The following is a 16,389-nucleotide window of genomic DNA, read 5'->3' on the forward strand; positions in this document are numbered from 1 at the left end:
GTAAGGGCACCACCGGTCGTTGCGGACACCAGCGCGTCGGGCGCTGCGCGAACCGAAGGAGCCGATGGTGGCTGTGCGACAGTGGATCGATCAGTGGCCCGTCTACCGTCAGCTCACCGGCTCGGATCCGCTGGGCAGAGCCGCCGCCGCGCAGTCGGCACACAGCCGCGAACTGCGTCCGCGGACCGCGACGGCCGATCGGGTCGTCACCTCGGGCGACGGGTGCGGCCGCCCTGCTGGCACTCGTCGGGGTGCATGGACTGGTGGCCCGGCTCCGATTCGTCGATCGGATCCGACGGATGGTGATCCACCCGTTGCGCCTATGCATGCGTCTCATGCCGCAGCATCGACGCGGACGCGAGCCCGAATTCGCGCCAGGGTGTCGTGGAGGAGCCGCGAGATCTGCACTTGGGACACCTCGAGTCGGTTGGCCACTTCACGCTGAGGGAGGCATTCGAAGAAGATCATCCTCAGGATGGCTTTGCGCCGGGGATCGAGATCGGCGATGGCCTCCTCGACCGTCATCACGTCTTCGACCCGCTCGTAGCCCGGGTCGTCGGCACCTTGCATTGCCCCGACGGTGCTGTCCGAAGCCTCACCATGACCACGCACGGGCGCATCCAACGCCATCGGACGATAAGCGGTTCGGGCGCACGGTGAATCGCCGAGGTCCATGATGTTCACCCCCAGCTCGTCGGCCAGTTCTGTCGGAGTCGGACTGCGGCCGAATCGTTGAGACAAAGCCTCGGTGGTGCGCCCTGAGCGCAACTGCACCTCCTGAACCGGCCGAGGCACCCGCACCATCCAGGTGTGATCACGGAAGTATCTCCGGAGTTCCCCGCGGATCGTGGGGACGGCGAAGGCCAGGAAGGGGCCCTTGTCCGGGTCGAAGCGATCCACCGTTTTGACCAGGGCGAGGCGCGCCACCTGGAAGAGGTCGTCGGCGGGCTCTCCCCTGCCCGTGTATCGGTACGCGATGTTGTCGGCGATCGGGACGCACGCCGTGATGACGCGGTTTCGCCACAGTCGACGCTGCGCCTCAGTCCGGGCGCGCGCGAATCGCACGACGAGGTCGTCGATGTCTTGTGACGCGACACCGCCGGGATGTGTCAGGGAATTCATGCGCTCTGTCGCGACGGTCAAGACTCCTCCTCGGCACGCTTGGGTCTCGACCGTCGCCTACCCCCGCCACTCGGGCGTCACCGTCTGCCGCGCAATCGTTGTAGGACTGCAATAAATGCGAGATGGACGAATTTCCCGCCCGTCGAGACGGATCAAAACCGCCGCGCGGGGAAACAACGGGTAGTACCTCCGTCCGTGGGCGCCGCCGGCGGACATCGCCGCACAACCGGAAGGAGATCCGTGCGACCGAACAACAACCGATTCCGCGTGCCGGCGGGCCTTGCTGCAGCAACGCTCACCGTTCTGGCGGCGGGCTGTAGTGAGGACGACGATGCCGCGGTGCGTTCACCCAATCGCGGAACCGGGTCGACCACGCAGGAAACCACCGTGGAGAACGTCTACATCGTGCCGGCTTTCCTGCCCGGCCGGTGCGCCATCCAACTCGATGCCGGGGCGGCGATGCGGTTCACGGTCACCAACAATCGCGGCGCCGACCCCGAGAAGCTGCTCGGAGTGTCCACCGACGCCGCGCAGGCAACGCGCCTACCCGCCACGACGGAGATACCGCCGAAGGCCACCGTCGCCTACGGCCAGCCTCATCCCGGCGATCCCGGCGGCTCGCTGCGCATGGGCCCGGCGCGCTTGGACGGCCTGGACCCCGATCTGCGGCCGGCGACGACGGCTGACGTGATTTTCCACTTCGACCGGGCCGGGGACATCACGTTGCCGGTGGCGGTGGAGGCCTGTCCCGTGCAGATGCCGTAGCTCAGCACCGCGCATCGATCCGGAAGGGCACCGGGATGCCGAGGTCCGTAGGAGACGCCGCCGAGAATCCGTAGGCCGATCCGGTCACCACGTACTCGCGGCCGTCGCGACGAACCGCACGCGCGCGACCCACGCCTCCCCGCCACACATCGCCGCTGAGGCCGTTGACATTCCGCAACTTGATCCAGTCGACCTCGGGCTTCACGCCGCTGGTATCGAGCATGACGGCGACCTCGGCGCCCGCGCGACCCGCGAGAATCGACAGGTAGGACTGGGAGCGGACGCACCCGAGCCCATCGAAGCGCACGGTGGCGCCGCCGATCGATATCGTCGATTCACGTGCCGGGGCCGCCTGGCCGGTGGCCGAACAGCCCGTGACCAGCGCGGCGATCACCACGACCATCGTTTTCTTCGGTGTACGCTGCCACGCCAGGCGTTCGGCCGTGCCCATACCAGGAGGTACCCGGGTCGGCTCCCGTTGATCCCGGACGGATCAATCTCGCCTCGGTGGGTACCGATCTGGACATGATCCTGCGACGAATCATCATGCTCATCTGCGCGGTGGCGGCGGTGATCGGCATTGCCGGACTGCTGACGCCGGTCTCGGTGTCCCCTCAGCGTCAGGTCATCAGCTGCGGCACTGCCGTCGCCCCTGATCTTTCCCAGGCACGCATTCAAGAGGCCCCCGTCACGCAGAACGCTCGGCAAGACGGTGATCTCGTCGTCCGGCCCGACTACACCGCGCTGTGCCGACAGGAACTCGACGACAGGCGGCTCGGAACGTTGAGCCTCGCAGCCGTCGGCGCGTTGGCCGTCATCGTGGCCCTGTCGATGGAACTTCGGCAGCGTCGGCGTCACGCCGACGCGTAATGCGGCGTTCGATCTCCACGCTTCGCACCGCGTCAGAGGATCGTGTTCTGTGGTGGTCCCGGCTGGGTTCGAACCAGCGACCTTCCGCGTGTGAGGCGGACGCTCTCCCACTGAGCTACGAGACCGGGGATCCCGACGAGTCGGACGAGCCAGAACACTAACACGGACAGCGCGCCCTCCCAGAATTCGCACCACCTGACAGGCAACTCACAGGTATGCGGTGGCGTCACCACGCTGGCAACGGGCGGTGGCGGTTTTGCCCCTACGGCGAGTGCCCGCAGGCGGCGTGAGCTACGCAGCCAGATTTCCGGCATCCGCAGCTCGGACTCCAACCGTGATGGATCGCGCTCTCGCGCGAGGAATACGCCCTCTTCTGAGGCGCGACGCGCCCCAACGGGGAGGGGATTTGTCTACGCCCAACTGCGTGGACTATCGTCGTGCATCGCGACGAGCGACGAACTCGCCCGTGGCGCGCGGATGTAGCGCAGTTGGTAGCGCATCACCTTGCCAAGGTGAGGGTCGCGGGTTCGAATCCCGTCATCCGCTCGAAGGTGCAGTGGCATCAAGCCCAGCGGTGGAGTGGCCGAGTGGTGAGGCAACGGCCTGCAAAGCCGTGCACACGGGTTCGATTCCCGTCTCCACCTCCAAGGTGTTCCCGGCGCGATTAGCTCAGCGGGAGAGCGCTTCCCTGACACGGAAGAGGTCACTGGTTCAATCCCAGTATCGCGCACCAGAGTTCTTGCAGTTCAGGAGCTGTTATGCCAGGTGACTGCTGGCACAGCAACCGCATGCGCGGCACCTTGCCGAGGACCGCGGGCGCTCGAGTTGTTCGATGTCGGTGGCGCAGACAGACCCGTGGCGGCGCAACGCCCGCCCCGCCCTGTGGATGTTCTGAGACCTGTCCTGCAAGTGTCCTGAGACTCCGGCGGCGCCTGGTCGGAATCGGCGCCGGAGGGCGCATGATCGAGCGCACGACCGCGGTCCAAACCCGAGCGCCCGGTCGTTGATGGGAGACAGTCATGACCGCCAGGCTGACCAATCTGACCCGCGGGGAGCGCGAGTCACTGCTGTGGACGCTGCGAGGTAACCGGTCGAAGCTAGTCGCGCAGCGCATCGAACTGACGCACCGGATGCTCGCTGACGCCCAGACGCTGGAGCAGATCGACCGCCAGCTCTGCGAAATCGACGCGAGCGAGGACTTCCTCACGCACTGATCGGGTCGGGCCGGCGGGTGCGGTGAGCGTGCAATCGTCGCTGTCGCGCTCACGCAGATCGGTTGTCCCGTTGGGAGACGATGGGGAGGAGCCCGTCAGGGTGGCCGATCACGCCCCGCCGGCCCGGCGTGTAGGGTGCGAATCCGCCTGCGCGCCACCACCGATACTCCCCGCCGCTCGCCAAGCGCGTGCACGCCGCCCTGCAGTGCCGGTCGGACGCGGTCGAGATCGGCTGCGTAGTGGGAGTGTTGTCGCCGCACGCCGGGCGCTCGTGCGGGTAGCCGTTGAGCAGCCGTTCACGTTCCCGGCATTCGCGGACAGGACTGCCCGGCGCACGGGTCGAGTTCCCCATCCCATGGCATCCAGTGCCCGAACGCCTGCTCACCAGTCTTGTGTCCCGTTGTCGCGCATGATATTCGAGGCGTCCCGGCTCCTCAGTTGAAGCCGGGGGTGAACCGAGCGCACCGGCACTCGTCGTCGGTCACATAGTCGATGAGGCGGCAGCTTCCCCAGTCGTCCCAGTGACACATTGCGCTGTGACCGCACCTGCACATCGGCGACGCCTCGGCTTCGCCGACAAGGACATGGCGCAGCGCTGACCACATGCTAATGGTCCACCAAATCCACTTCCCCGGCCCGGGCGTGGGCTACAACCGGGCCGCACCATGGAGCGCCGAATTTCGGATCAGCGTACCCTCCGACCGCTGTGGGCAGCAACGCTGCATTCGCCTCCCAGGCAAACCTGAAAGCCCGCTGACAGCCTCCTGCGTACCCTGCGCGGCTGTCAGTCGATCGGCAGGCGATCAGGGTGGTTCACCCGGCGTTTTCGCGCTCATCATCGATGCCATACCCACGGCCGGGCGCCGCCACCCGGCCCCCGATCACCACGGCTGCAGCCGTGGAGCGTCCTTGTCAGGAGATCGCCATGTCGAACCGAATCGCCGCCGCCACCGCCGGACTTCTCGCCGGAGCCGCCGTGCTCGCGGCGTCCCTCAGCGGTGCGGCCGTGTCCCAAGCCGCCAGCAGCGGAGTGGACATCCACGGCACCTATCCGAAGCCCGGCACCTACACAGGCGTCGCCGGCGGCATCCCGCTGTGCACCCAGCACGGCATCAAGATGCCGTGCGGACCGTCATTCACGCCGGGTATGACGAAGGCCAACAACAATCTAGGCTAACCCCGCTTCGCACGGCGACTTTCGAACATATGATCGAAGGGTGGCCCTGCAGCAGATCGGACACAGCGGGCAACCGCAGCCCACTGTGTTCCGCCGGGTGCACCCACCGGTCGAGGTCCTCGTGGACCTCGTCGCGATGTTCCCGCGCGAACCGCACGGCGCAGGCCGGTATCACCCGCATGGTCTGCAGATGGACACCGTCGTGGAGGGCCGGCTGACCTGCTGGGGTCTCGGCGAGCAGGGCGGCTGGTGGGGTCTGGTGACGTACGCCGTCTGCTTCGGTAGCGACAAGCAGACGGTCACCCACTGGGCACCGGCATGGGTGCTGAAGCTCAAGTAGCCGGTTGACGTTCACCACACGCCACGCCGTTGTCGCAGCACGTCACGATGCCGTGGTGTGCACCGGTTGACGGTCACGCCGGTCACGGCGAAGCTGAGCGTGTGATCGAGTTGAGCGAGCAGCAGATCATCGACGAACTGGCGCAGCGTCTGGCCGACGCCCACGCCACCGTGGAGCCGGGCCGCGTCGCCGCGGTCGTCCACGAGCAGTACGCCCGTTTCGAGGGCCGGCCCATCCGGACTTCGTCCCGCTGTTCGTCGAACGCAACGCCAAGGCGGAACTGACCCGGCTCGGCGTCTGACCGACACCCGATTCGTTACCGCATTTCAAGCGCGAATCTATGTGGCTATCAGGCCACTCTCAGGTTGGGTCCGTAATTTCGCCAGTACGGAAGTCCCGATCAGACAACCCCGATACGCTCGGCCCGCCACCAACCCCCCTCAGGTGGCGGGCCGAGATCGTTTGCTGGGGCGGAAAGCCCGCGACGGGGCGGCACCACCCGATAGGGTTCTGGGGCACGAAAACCGATCCGGCGACCAAGGGGTGGGACATGATTCGCGAGATGCTGACGGCGACCGCGATCGGCATCGCTGCTCTGGGCGCGGCGCCCGCCGCGATAGCCCAGCCGAGTCCGGCCTATCCCGACGACCCCGGCCACTACGCCAACGACGTCCCCGGCATCAGCTACGACGCCCATCTCACCGCCCCGTGCACCAATATGGAGCGGTTCACCTTCGGCCGCGGCCCGGGTGGCGAGGCGCTGCAGTGCCGGTGGATCCCGAATCAGTGGCCACCGGTGTACACCGGCTTCTGGCAGGCCACCTACGACTTGCGCGGCGTGCAGGACGTCGGGGCGCCGTGTCCCGGCCCACAGTCCGCGGCACAGGCGCCGGACGGGCGCCCGCTGGTGTGCCTGGGCGCGCGTGGCTGGCAGGCCGGCATCTACAACCGTGAAGGTTTCACCCCTTTGTGAGGCGTCAGCCGCTGCGCAGGGTCCGGCTCGGTTCGGTGCCGAACACCTGCTTGTAGGCGCTGCTGAAACGGCCGGGGTGGCTGAAGCCGCACCGGCCGGCGATCGAGGTGACGGTGTCACGGGCCGGATCCGCCGATTTGAGTTCGCGGTGGGCCCGCTCCAGGCGTACGCGCCGTAGGTACTCCAGGGGCGTTGTGCCGATGTGCTCGCGAAACGCGTACTGGATCGCGCGCGGCGTCACGTCCGCGGCCGCGGAGATGTCCCGGATGGTGATCTCGTACTGGGCGTTCTCGTGGATGAAGTCCAACGCCCGCCTCAACATCCGGGGGTGGTGTGCCGTGGTCTTCTCGTCAGGTCGCATCCCTGTCCGGGTTCCCGAACTGGCCGCGTAGCGAAACCCCTCAGTGATCCAGACCACTCCCGAGACACCGTCGACGCATGACCGACCGCTTCGAGGTGTCCCGCCCGGTCGCCGCTCTCGACCGCACCGTGCGGCGCGACTGTCCCCACACCGCCGGGTCAACCCGGGGTTGACGCCGTCGGATGCGTCAACCTAAGGTTGACGCATGAGCGACGCCGCGAAGATCAGCCATCCTGTCCGCCTCGACGACCTCATCGAGGTCATCACCCGCGTCCACGATCAACCACTCGACCAGCTGACCGACGCTGTGCTGGCCGCCGAAGCACTCGGCGAGGTCGCCGATCACCTGATCGGCCACTTCGTCGACCAGGCGCGCAGGTCGGGCGCGTCGTGGACCGAGATCGGCAAGTGCATGGGGGTCACCAAGCAGGCCGCCCAGAAGCGCTTCGTCCCGAGGACGCGCACCGACGCGGCGGCTCTGGACCCCGAAGCCGGGTTCAGCAGGTTCACTCCGCGAGCCCGCGCGGTCATCGTCGAGGCCCAGAACCGGGCGCATGCCGCGGGCAATGCCGAGATCCGCCCGGCGCATCTGGTGCTCGGGTTGGTCGCCGACCCGACCGGGCTGGCGGCCCGCCTGATCGCCGGCCAGGGCGTCGACGCCGACACCGTCGCCGACGCCGTCACCCTGCCGCCCAGGGTCGACGACGTGCCCGCGCTCATCCCATTCGACGCGCGCGCCAAGAAGGCCCTCGAGTTGACCTTCCGCCAGGCGTTGCGGCTGGGCCACAACTACATCGGCACCGAACACCTCCTGCTCGCGCTGTTCGAAGAGGAGGACGACGACGGCGTGCTGCACCGCCTCGGAATCGACGCCGGGCGTTTCGAGCACGACCTGCGCACAGCGCTGGAGGCCTTCACCAACCCGTGAGGGAATGAAACGACGGTTCGCGCGGTAGCACACCACGTGAAACTGAACTCGGCCGGGCGCGACCTCATCGGCCGTGGCGCCGACGCCACCCTGGTCACTCTCAATTCCGACGGCAGCCCGCAGGTGAGCCTGGTCTGGGTCGCCCTGCAGTCCACCCCGGACGGCGACGAGCTGGTGATGGGGCACCTGGCCGAACGCAAGAAGGTGCGCAACGTGCGCCGCGATCCTCGGGTCGCGCTGACCATCGTGTCCCCCGAGGGTCCCGACGACGTCCGACGGCCGTATCTGAGCATCACCGGCACCGCCCGCATCGTCGAAGGTGGCGCGCGCGAGCTCCTCGCTGAACTCGCAACGACCCTCGCGGCCCCCGGGACGGTGTTTCCGCCGCCCGACGCTCCACCGGGATACGTGACCCGGATCCGCATCGACAAGGTGGGCGGTGTCGGACCCTGGGTGCCTTCGACGGCATAACCCCGCCGACGGCGTCGCCGGGTGTGCGATCATGCCAGGACCTGCTCGATAAGCGTGGCCCGGAGGGATCCCCACACATGCGGCGCTGGCTCGTCTTCCTGCTCGCCACCATCGCCACGCTCGGCGGTGTGCTCGCGCCCCCTGCGGCCGCGGCCGTCATTCCGATCGGTCGACTGGGCGAGACGCTGCGCGTCGAGTTCAAGGGCCTGGTGGCCGACGTGGCGGTCACCGGCATCGCGCCGTCGGCCGTTCCGCCGGGCTTCGGCTATCCGCCCCGCGCACCGCGATATCAGGTGTACCGCGCTGACGTCACCGTCACGCCGGTGCAGCTGCCCACCCCGTACGCGATGGGCATCACCTACGCGTTCCGCGGCGTGACCCCGACCGGCGACGCGTACGAGCCCCGCAACAGCGACGCCCCCGATGCGCTGCAGTACGGATTGCAGGACGCCCAGGTGGGCCGGACCTTCAGCGGCGGTGTGTGGTGGGACTGCTACCGCGACCTGGTGTCCAACGTCGTGCTGCTCGACCGGATCACCGGCGTCCGACTGGCCCAGTGGAACGTGGCCTGAGCCTGCAGATCGGTGCGGCCGACGCCGCCCGCGTGACCGAACTGGCCGACGTCGCCGCCCGCACGTTCCCGCTGGCCTGTCCCCCGTCCTGCACCCCGGCCGACGTCGCCGCGTTCATCGCCGAGAACCTCACGCCGGCCCGGTTCGGCGCCTACCTCGACGACCCGGACCGGACCGTGCTGACCGCCACCCGGGACGACCGAATCATCGGTTACGCCATGATGATCCGCGACGTGCCCGACGACCCGGATGTGGCGGCCGCGGTCGCCCTGCGGCCGACGGTGGAGCTGTCGAAGATGTACGTGCTGCCCGACGCCCACGGCGCGGGGGTGTCGACGGCCCTGATGAGCGCCGCGCTCCAGTACGCCCGCGCCCAGGCGGCGGCATCGGTGTGGCTCGGCGTGAATCAGAAAAACCTTCGGGCGCAACGCTTTTACGCCAAGTACGGCTTCACCGTCACCGGCACCAAGACGTTCCGGCTGGGCACCCACCTCGAGGCCGACTACGTGATGGTGCGCCCGGTCTGACCGGCGGCCGTCAGCGCCAGCAGCCGCGAGGTGGCCCTCAGGTACTTCTTGCGGAACCCGCCGGCGAGCATCTCGTCACTGAACACGGTGTCGAGCTTGGCGCCGGAGGCGATGACCGGGATGCCGGCGTCGTAGAGCCGATCGGTCAGCGACACCAGCCGCAGCGCGACGTTCTGGTCGTCGAGCGGATGCACCCCGGTCAGGAACACCTCGGAGACGCCCTCGATCAGCGTCAGGTAGCGCGACGGGTGCATCGTCGCCAGGTGCGCGCACAGCGCGTCGAAGTCGTCGAGCGTCGCGCCGGGCACGTCCGCGGCCCGCTGCGCCACCTCGTCGTCGCGCAGCGGCTCCGGCGCGGGCGGCAGACCACGGTGCCGGTAGTCCGGGCCCTCGATGCGCACCGTCGTGAACATCGCTGCGAGCGTGTTGATCTCGCGCAGGAAGTCCTGCGCGGCGAACCGGCCCTCGCCGAGCTGCTCGGGCAGCGTGTTGGAGGTGGCCGCCACCGACACGCCCCTGTCGACGAGCGCCGACAACAGCCGGGAGATCAGCGTGGTGTTGCCGGGGTCGTCGAGCTCGAACTCGTCGATGCACACCAGGACGTAGTCGGCGAGCAGGTCGATGCACTCCACGAAGCCGAACACCCCCGCCAGCTGAGTGAGTTCGCCGAAGGTGGCGAACGCCTTGGGACCCGGGACCGCGTAGTACGACGAGGCCAGCAGATGGGTCTTGCCCACCCCGAACCCGCCGTCGAGGTAGATGCCGACGCCCGGCAACACCTCGCGCTTGCCGAACAATTTCTTCTTCCCGGCCCGCCGCTCGACCGCCTGCGCGCAGAACCGGCGGCACGCCTCGACTGCCGCGGACTGGGTGGGCTCGGCCGGGTCGGGCCGGTAGGTGTCGAAGCTGACGTCGGCGAACGTCGGCGGCGGAACCAGCTGTGCGACCAGCCGTTCCGGCGTGACGCTCGGACGCCGATCGGTCAGATGCGCGACTTCGCTGGAGCTGATACTGGACCCCTGCATGCAGGCACCTTAACGGCGTGCTGTGATTCTGCGTATGTCCGCAGACCACGACGGGACGCAGTTCACAGTGCTCGGCGGTGTCGGCGCGATCGACGCGGCCGGGCTGGCCGACCGCTACGCCTATCCCGGCGGCGGCACCCGATCCTGGGTGCGGGCCAACATGATCGCGTCGATCGACGGCGGCGCGACGAGCGCCGGTAAATCCGGGGGCCTCGGCGGCGCCGGCGACAAGGCGCTGTTCGGGATGCTGCGCGAACTCGCCGACGTGGTGCTCGTCGGCGCGGCCACCGCGCGGGTCGAGGACTACTCCGGGGTGACGTTCGACGCCGCGCAGCGCGCGGCGCGGCGCGACCGCGGTCAGACCGAGACACCGCCGATCGCCGTGCTCACCCGATCAGGCTCGGTGGATCCGGACGCCGCGCTGTTCACTCGCACCGACGTGCCGCCGCTGGTTTTCACCAGTGCCGGCGCGGCGCCCGGCACGCGGGAGCGGCTGGGTGCACGCGCCGAGGTGATCGACGCCTCCGGCACCGACCCCGAATCGCTGGATCTGACCGGCGTGCTCGACGTGCTGGCCGGGCGCGGCCTACGCCGGGTGCTGGCCGAGGGCGGCCCCGGGATACTCGGCATGCTGATCGCCGAGAATCTGCTCGACGAGCTGTGCCTGAGCGTCTCCCCCGTACTGGTCGGCGGCGCGGCGGGCCGCATCGTCACCGGCAAGACGGACGGCCGGACGGCCCTGCGGCTGCGCCACGCGCTGACCGACGACGACGGCTACCTGTTCCTGAGCTACGTGCGCGCTGCCGCGGCCGACGAACGCTGATCAGTACTGTGGTCGGCATGTTTCGTTCGGTGCCGGCTGTGGTGGCGGTGACGGTGTCGTTGGCGCTATCGGCGTGCTCGCCCGGCTTGGCCGCCAACCCGCGGTATGCCACCGACTCCGGCGCAGGCCCGCAGGGCGCCACCGAGACCAGCGAGAAGCCCGCCGGCCCACCGGCGATCGAGGCACCCAAGAACGACCTGTCGTGGCGCGACTGCACCTCCCGGGTGTTCAGCGCCGCGGCGGTGGATCCCCTGCCGGGCGTCACGCTGGACTGCGCGAGTTACGACGCCGACCTCGACCCCATCAGCGGGGCGACCGGCAGCGTGAGCATCGGAGTGGTCCGGGCCCGCTCCGCCCAGACTCCGGCCGACGCGGGCCCCCTGGTGATGACGACCGGCTCGGACCTGCCGTCGTCGGTGCAGCTGCCGGCCTGGTTGGCGCGGGCGGGCGCCGACGTCCTGGCCAAGCGCCCGATCGTCGCCGTCGACCGCCGCGGCATCGGCATGTCCGGCGAGCTGGACTGCCGCGACGTGTTCGACCGGCAGGAGATGTTCGAGCAGGCCCAGTTCCAGTCCGGCGACGACCCGGTCGCCAACCTCGGCGCCATCACCATGACCGCGACGACGAGCTGCACCGACACCATCGCCCCGGGCGACTCGGCGTACGACAACTCCCATGCCGCGGAGGACCTGGAACGGTTGCGCACCACCTGGGACGTGCCGGCACTGGCGCTGCTCGGCGTCGGCAACGGAGCGCAGGTGGCGCTGGCGTATGCCGGTACGCACCCCAACAAGGTGGCCCGGCTGGTGCTGGATTCCCCGCTGCCGCTGGGTATCGCTGCCGAGGCAGCCACCGAGCAGCGGGTCAGGGGCGAGCAGGCCTCGCTCGACGCGTGGGCCACCCAGTGTCTGGCGACCAACTGCCCGCTCGGCCCGGACCCCAAGGGCGCCGTCGACGCCCTGCTCTCGGCGGCGCGGGCGGGTAACGGCCCCGGCGGAGCCTCGGTGGCCGCGGTCGCCGACGCGATCTCCACGGCGCTGGCGTTCCCGCAGGGCAACCGCGTGGATGCCGGCAACGAGCTGGCCCGGGCTATCGCCGACGCCAACTCCGGCGACACGAACCGGCTGAACAATCTGATCAACACCGCGGAGACGCTGCGCCAGACCGACGGCCAGTTCGTCAACTCCTGCAGCGACGCGCTCAACCGCCCCACTCCCGACCGGGTCCGCGAGCTCGTCGTCGAGTGGGGTAAGCGCTACCCCCAGTTCGGCACGGTCGGCGCGCTCGACATGGTCAAGTGCCTCAACTGGCCGAGCGGCACCGCCCCGAAGGAACCTCAGGGGCTGACGACGCCCACCCTGCTGCTCGGCGTGCAGAACGACCCCATCGTGGGCAGCGAGGGCGTCGCCGCCGTCGCCGCGACGGCGATCAACGCGGGGTCGACGAACAAGCGGGTGATGTGGCAGGGCATCGGTCACGGCGCGTCGATCTACTCGCCCTGCGCGCTGCCGCCGGTGCTCGCCTACCTCGACAGCGGCCAGCTGCCCGCCACCGACACGTACTGCCCGGCCTGACAGCCCCGCACCGCGGCGCTACGGTACGGTGCCTGACGTGCGTGATCTTGTGGTGAAAGCGTTCAGGCCCCGCACCAGCCCGCCCACCACGGCCGCGGTTCTGCGTTCGATCCTGTGGCCGCTGGCGATCCTGTCGGTCATCCACCGCAGCTACGTCCTGGTCTTCAACCGCTACATCACCGACGATTTCGCGCCGGTCTACCGCGCGGTCATCAACTTCAAGTTCGGCTGGGACATCTACAACGAGCACTTCGACTACGTCGACCCGCACTACCTCTACCCGCCCGGCGGCACCCTGATCATGGCGCCGTTCGGCTACCTGCCCGAGGTGGCCTCGCGCAACTGGTTCATCTTCTTCAACACAGTGGCCATCATCCTCGCCGGCTACTTCCTGCTGCGGCTGTTCGGTTTCACGCTGTCCTCGGTCGCCGCACCCGCGCTGCTGCTGGCGATGTTCTGCACCGAAAGCGTCACCAACACCTTGGTGTTCGGCAACATCAACGGCGTCATGCTGCTGCTGGAGGTGCTGTTCTTCCGGTGGCTGCTCGACGGTGTCCGCAGCCACGAGTGGTGGGCCGGGGTGAGTATCGGGCTGACGCTCGTCGTCAAACCGCTGCTGGCGCCGCTGCTGCTGCTGCCGTTGCTCAACCGGCAGTGGCGTGTGCTGGTCACCGCGATCGCGGTGCCCGTCGCGTTCAACGTCGCCGCGTGGCCGCTGATCTCCGATCCGATGAGCTTCGTCACCCGCACGGTGCCCTACATCTTCTCCACCCGGGACTACTTCAACAGCTCGATCCTCGGCAACGGTCTCTACTTCGGGCTGCCGACGTGGTTGATCCTGTCGTTGCGCGTGCTGTTCATCGTGCTCGGGGCGGCGTCGCTGTGGCTGCTCTACCGCTATTACCGGGAACGCGACCAGTTCTTCTGGATGCTGACGTCCTCAGGTGTGGTCCTGACGACGTCGTGGCTCGTGCTGTCCCTCGGACAGGGCTACTACTCGATCGCACTGTTCCCCTTCCTGATGACGGTGGTGCTGCCGAACTCGGTGATCCGCAGCTGGGTGGCGTGGCTGGCTGCCTACGGGTTCCTGACGATGGACCGCTGGCTGCTCTGGCAGCTGCCGAGCACGGGTCGGGCGCTGGAATACTTGAAGATCACCTACGGCTGGTCGCTGATGGTGATCGTCGTCTTCACTACGCTGCTGTACCGCTACCTCGATGCCCGCGCCGACGGACGGCTCGACGACGGCATCGATCCGGTGTGGCTGTCGCGGCGCACTCCGGAGGCCGCGGCGCCGAGTAGCCTGGCACCATGACGGGTCCCAAACTGGAGCTGAGCGACGACCAGTGGCGTGAACGCCTCAGCCCCGAGGAGTTCGCGGTGTTGCGGCGCGCCGGCACCGAGCGTCCGTTCACCGGTGAGTACACCGACACCAAGACCGAGGGTGTGTACCAGTGCCGCGCGTGCGGTGCCGAATTGTTCCGCAGCAGTGAGAAATTCGAGTCGCATTGCGGCTGGCCGTCGTTCTTCGACCCCGCCGACTCCGACGCGGTGGTCCTGCGCACCGACGACTCGCTGGGCATGCGCCGGGTGGAGGTGCTGTGCGCGAACTGCCACAGCCACCTCGGGCACGTGTTCGAGGGCGAGGGCTATCCGACGCCGACCGATCAGCGCTACTGCATCAATTCGATTTCACTGCGTCTGGTGCCCACGGGTCAGTAGTGCGGGCGTGGCCGCGTGGGTGCGCCGCTGCGTTTCGAGCAGCTCGGACATCTGCGCGGCGGGCAGCGGCCGGCTGAAGTAGAACCCCTGGGCCACCCGGCAGCCGTACTCGCGCAGCCGGTCCACGACCTCGGCGTTCTCCACGCCCTCGGCCACCGGTGTCAGGCCCAGCGCGTGGGCCATCCCGATGACGGTGCGCACGATCGTCGCCGACGTCGGATGCGTCAGGATCTGAGCGATGAACTCCCGGTCGAGCTTGACCTGGTCCACCGGCAGGTCGCGCAGATGCCCCAGCGCGGAGTAGCCGCTACCGAAATCGTCGAGAGCAACGCGGACGCCGCTGTCGCGCAAGGCTTCCAATGCTGAGCGCGTCCCCGACATGTCGGCCGGCAGCCGGTCTTCGGTGATCTCGACGATCAGCGCCTCCGGTGGCAACCCCCGCCGCTGCAGGCCCGCGGTGATGGCCGGGCCGAGCTCCGGGTCGCTGATCGTCGGAGCGAAGACGTTGACCCCCACCGGAATACGGAAACCCTCGGCGTACCACCGCACGGCGTCGTCGAGGGCGAGATCGAGCACCGCGTCGGTCAGCGCCCTCATCAGCACGCGCTGATTGACCAGCGGCAGGAACTGGTCCGGGCCGAGTATTCCCCGGCACGGGTGGGGCCATCGGATCAGGGCCTCCACGCCGACGATCCGCCGGGTGTGCAGATCGAACTGCGGTTGGTAGAGCATGCGCAGACCCGAGTGGTCGATCGCGTCGCGCAGTTCGTCGAGCATGGGGGAAACGGCGACAGGAGCGGGGGCCGCCGCGGCAGCGCCGGCGCGCAGCCGGCGATTCTCTCCGAGGATGAGGAACTGCCGGATCACCACGGCCGCCACGATCACCGCCACGGCCACGAACACCGGCCCCAACCCCGCGATCAGGACCGGGGTGCACAGCACCGCCGACAGCGGCACCGGCACATAGGGCAGCCATCTCGACACCACCGTCGTCTGCGAGCCCGCCGGCACGGACGATTCGCGCGCAGCGGCCAACGCGGCGAACGCGAGCAGCGAGAATCCCCACGCCCATCCGATGGCGATATCGTGGTGGTCGTTGTAGCCGTCCGTGGCGGTCAGATAGCCGAACGCGGTGTCGGAGGCGGCGATCGCGACCAGCCCGGCGGTCATCAGGGCCAGGTATGGACGCCGGGACGCCGCGGCGCGCAGACACATCAGCGCGGCGACGGTGATCAGGGCGATGTCGACGACCGGATAGACGAGCGCGAACGCCACCGACACCACATCGTGGCCCTGCGCCGCGTACACCGTTTCGAGCCACGTCACCCAGGCGGCGCCGAAGATCGCCGCCGCGACGATCAGCCCGTCCAGCAACACCCGGAGCTGGGTGCCCGCCGGCGAGGCGGTGAGCAACAGGATCAGGCACAGCCCGGCGCCGACGAGAAACGACAGGTAGCCAGCGTCGGCCCACGACGGAAACGGTGCGGTGCCGGCAACGAGGTCGTAATAGCTCCACATGGCCTCCCCCGCGGCCCAACCGGCGGTTCCGGTGGCGAGGAACACCCAGGCGGCACGGTCTCGGCCACGCAGGACGAACGCCGCGCGGCCGGCACAGAAAGCCGCGCCGAGCGCGAAGAACGCCAGCCCGACGTCATCGAGAACGCGGATGACGGGCGGGCCACCCCAACCGCCGATCAACCAGGCGCCATACCCGGCGCCGACGATCACAGCACCCGCCGCCACCCCCGGAGGAACGGCACCCGAGGAGCTTAGCAACTCGAGGAACCGGGAGAAACCAAGCAAGACGGGCCACACGGTGTTTGCTGCGACCGACTAGTACCCCGCGAATAGGGTAGAAAGACCCTTGAACTGCGCACTGTGCGCGTTCAAATTATTTGCAAAGACATCAATTGTTGCCCCGCAGA

At 68.6% G+C, this 16,389-nt stretch carries 20 protein-coding genes and 4 tRNA genes; 18 read left to right on the plus strand and 6 right to left on the minus strand.

Going from position 1 to position 16,389, the window contains the following annotated elements:
- Positions 1-333: 333 nt before the first annotated feature.
- The gene (locus G6N45_RS20800; protein WP_246228747.1) at positions 334-1,065 is read right to left on the minus strand and encodes a sigma-70 family RNA polymerase sigma factor; all 732 of its coding nucleotides are present in this window, start codon (positions 1,063-1,065) and stop codon (positions 334-336) included.
- Between the two features lie 396 nt (positions 1,066-1,461).
- Between G6N45_RS20800 and G6N45_RS20805 the strand changes: the two genes are divergently transcribed.
- Complete coding sequence (locus G6N45_RS20805; RefSeq protein WP_246228748.1) at positions 1,462-1,887, plus strand: copper chaperone PCu(A)C domain-containing protein; 426 nt, start codon at positions 1,462-1,464, stop codon at positions 1,885-1,887.
- A gap of 1 nt (position 1,888) precedes the next feature.
- Here G6N45_RS20805 and G6N45_RS20810 read toward each other — a convergent pair whose 3' ends face one another.
- Positions 1,889-2,338, minus strand: a complete 450-nt coding sequence (locus tag G6N45_RS20810; protein ID WP_163724206.1) for a lipoprotein LpqH — start codon at positions 2,336-2,338, stop codon at positions 1,889-1,891.
- 56 nt (positions 2,339-2,394) lie between these two features.
- Here G6N45_RS20810 and G6N45_RS20815 point away from each other — a divergent pair, with 56 nt between their 5' ends.
- Positions 2,395-2,757, plus strand: a complete 363-nt coding sequence (locus tag G6N45_RS20815; protein ID WP_246228749.1) for a hypothetical protein — start codon at positions 2,395-2,397, stop codon at positions 2,755-2,757.
- 50 nt (positions 2,758-2,807) lie between these two features.
- Here the strand turns inward: G6N45_RS20815 and G6N45_RS20820 are convergent.
- Positions 2,808-2,882 (minus strand) — tRNA-Val (locus G6N45_RS20820).
- 348 nt (positions 2,883-3,230) lie between these two features.
- On the opposite strand from G6N45_RS20820, the gene G6N45_RS20825 reads away from it, so the two are divergent.
- The 8 genes from G6N45_RS20825 (at position 3,231) to G6N45_RS20860 (ending at position 6,461) form a co-directional block, all read left to right on the plus strand.
- Positions 3,231-3,303 (plus strand) — tRNA-Gly (locus tag G6N45_RS20825).
- A 27-nt stretch (positions 3,304-3,330) separates the two neighbouring features.
- Positions 3,331-3,404 (plus strand) — tRNA-Cys (locus G6N45_RS20830).
- An 11-nt stretch (positions 3,405-3,415) separates the two neighbouring features.
- Positions 3,416-3,490: transfer RNA gene (locus G6N45_RS20835), tRNA-Val, on the plus strand.
- A 286-nt stretch (positions 3,491-3,776) separates the two neighbouring features.
- Positions 3,777-3,971, plus strand: a complete 195-nt coding sequence (locus tag G6N45_RS20840; protein ID WP_163724209.1) for a hypothetical protein — start codon at positions 3,777-3,779, stop codon at positions 3,969-3,971.
- A gap of 925 nt (positions 3,972-4,896) precedes the next feature.
- Positions 4,897-5,148 (plus strand): hypothetical protein, encoded by a 252-nt coding sequence (locus tag G6N45_RS20845; protein WP_163724210.1) that lies wholly within the window; start codon positions 4,897-4,899, stop codon positions 5,146-5,148.
- 40 nt (positions 5,149-5,188) lie between these two features.
- Positions 5,189-5,488, plus strand: a complete 300-nt coding sequence (locus G6N45_RS20850) for a hypothetical protein (protein WP_163724212.1) — start codon at positions 5,189-5,191, stop codon at positions 5,486-5,488.
- Between the two features lie 101 nt (positions 5,489-5,589).
- Complete coding sequence (locus G6N45_RS20855; RefSeq protein WP_246228750.1) at positions 5,590-5,772, plus strand: three-helix bundle dimerization domain-containing protein; 183 nt, start codon at positions 5,590-5,592, stop codon at positions 5,770-5,772.
- A gap of 266 nt (positions 5,773-6,038) precedes the next feature.
- A complete protein-coding gene (locus tag G6N45_RS20860; protein WP_057147249.1) occupies positions 6,039-6,461 on the plus strand; it encodes a hypothetical protein in 423 nt (140 codons plus the stop codon).
- A 4-nt stretch (positions 6,462-6,465) separates the two neighbouring features.
- On the opposite strand, the gene G6N45_RS20865 is transcribed toward G6N45_RS20860, so the two are convergent.
- A complete protein-coding gene (locus G6N45_RS20865; protein WP_057147250.1) occupies positions 6,466-6,822 on the minus strand; it encodes a helix-turn-helix domain-containing protein in 357 nt (118 codons plus the stop codon).
- Between the two features lie 205 nt (positions 6,823-7,027).
- Between G6N45_RS20865 and G6N45_RS20870 the strand changes: the two genes are divergently transcribed.
- The 4 genes from G6N45_RS20870 (at position 7,028) to G6N45_RS20885 (ending at position 9,320) form a co-directional block, all read left to right on the plus strand.
- Positions 7,028-7,750 carry a Clp protease N-terminal domain-containing protein gene (locus tag G6N45_RS20870; protein ID WP_163724214.1) on the plus strand — a complete coding sequence of 241 codons (723 nt, stop codon included), beginning with the start codon at positions 7,028-7,030 and terminating at the stop codon, positions 7,748-7,750.
- Between the two features lie 36 nt (positions 7,751-7,786).
- Positions 7,787-8,221 (plus strand): PPOX class F420-dependent oxidoreductase, encoded by a 435-nt coding sequence (locus G6N45_RS20875; protein WP_163724215.1) that lies wholly within the window; start codon positions 7,787-7,789, stop codon positions 8,219-8,221.
- A gap of 77 nt (positions 8,222-8,298) precedes the next feature.
- Positions 8,299-8,793, plus strand: coding sequence for a hypothetical protein (locus tag G6N45_RS20880; protein WP_163724217.1), 495 nt, complete (start codon positions 8,299-8,301; stop codon positions 8,791-8,793).
- Complete coding sequence (locus tag G6N45_RS20885) at positions 8,778-9,320, plus strand: GNAT family N-acetyltransferase (protein WP_163724219.1); 543 nt, start codon at positions 8,778-8,780, stop codon at positions 9,318-9,320. Before G6N45_RS20880 ends, G6N45_RS20885 begins: the two co-directional genes overlap by 16 nt.
- On the opposite strand, the gene zapE is transcribed toward G6N45_RS20885, so the two are convergent.
- Positions 9,296-10,345 (minus strand): cell division protein ZapE, encoded by a 1,050-nt coding sequence (gene zapE / locus G6N45_RS20890; RefSeq protein ID WP_163724220.1) that lies wholly within the window; start codon positions 10,343-10,345, stop codon positions 9,296-9,298. The two genes, G6N45_RS20885 and zapE, sit on opposite strands and share 25 nt — an antisense overlap.
- Before the next feature lie 34 nt (positions 10,346-10,379).
- Between zapE and G6N45_RS20895 the strand changes: the two genes are divergently transcribed.
- Genes G6N45_RS20895 through msrB form a run of 4 tightly spaced genes read left to right on the plus strand, consistent with a single transcriptional unit; the run spans position 10,380 to position 14,464 of the window.
- On the plus strand, positions 10,380-11,168 hold the full coding sequence (locus G6N45_RS20895) for a pyrimidine reductase family protein (protein ID WP_163724222.1): 789 nt from the start codon (positions 10,380-10,382) through the stop codon (positions 11,166-11,168).
- Positions 11,169-11,185: 17 nt separating this feature from the next.
- Positions 11,186-12,742 carry an alpha/beta fold hydrolase gene (locus G6N45_RS20900; RefSeq protein ID WP_163724224.1) on the plus strand — a complete coding sequence of 519 codons (1,557 nt, stop codon included), beginning with the start codon at positions 11,186-11,188 and terminating at the stop codon, positions 12,740-12,742.
- Between the two features lie 37 nt (positions 12,743-12,779).
- Complete coding sequence (gene aftC, locus G6N45_RS20905; RefSeq protein WP_163724226.1) at positions 12,780-14,057, plus strand: arabinofuranan 3-O-arabinosyltransferase; 1,278 nt, start codon at positions 12,780-12,782, stop codon at positions 14,055-14,057.
- Entirely contained in the window at positions 14,054-14,464 is a 411-nt protein-coding gene (msrB, locus tag G6N45_RS20910; RefSeq protein WP_163724228.1) for a peptide-methionine (R)-S-oxide reductase MsrB, read from the plus strand. Before aftC ends, msrB begins: the two co-directional genes overlap by 4 nt.
- Here the strand turns inward: msrB and G6N45_RS20915 are convergent.
- Positions 14,435-16,207: an EAL domain-containing protein gene (locus tag G6N45_RS20915; RefSeq protein WP_163724230.1), complete on the minus strand. Its 1,773-nt coding sequence runs from the start codon at positions 16,205-16,207 to the stop codon at positions 14,435-14,437. The genes msrB and G6N45_RS20915 overlap by 30 nt on opposite strands.
- Positions 16,208-16,389: the final 182 nt, after the last annotated feature.

The organism is Mycolicibacterium psychrotolerans, from assembly GCF_010729305.1.
Classification (GTDB): Bacteria; Actinomycetota; Actinomycetes; order Mycobacteriales; family Mycobacteriaceae; genus Mycobacterium; species Mycobacterium psychrotolerans.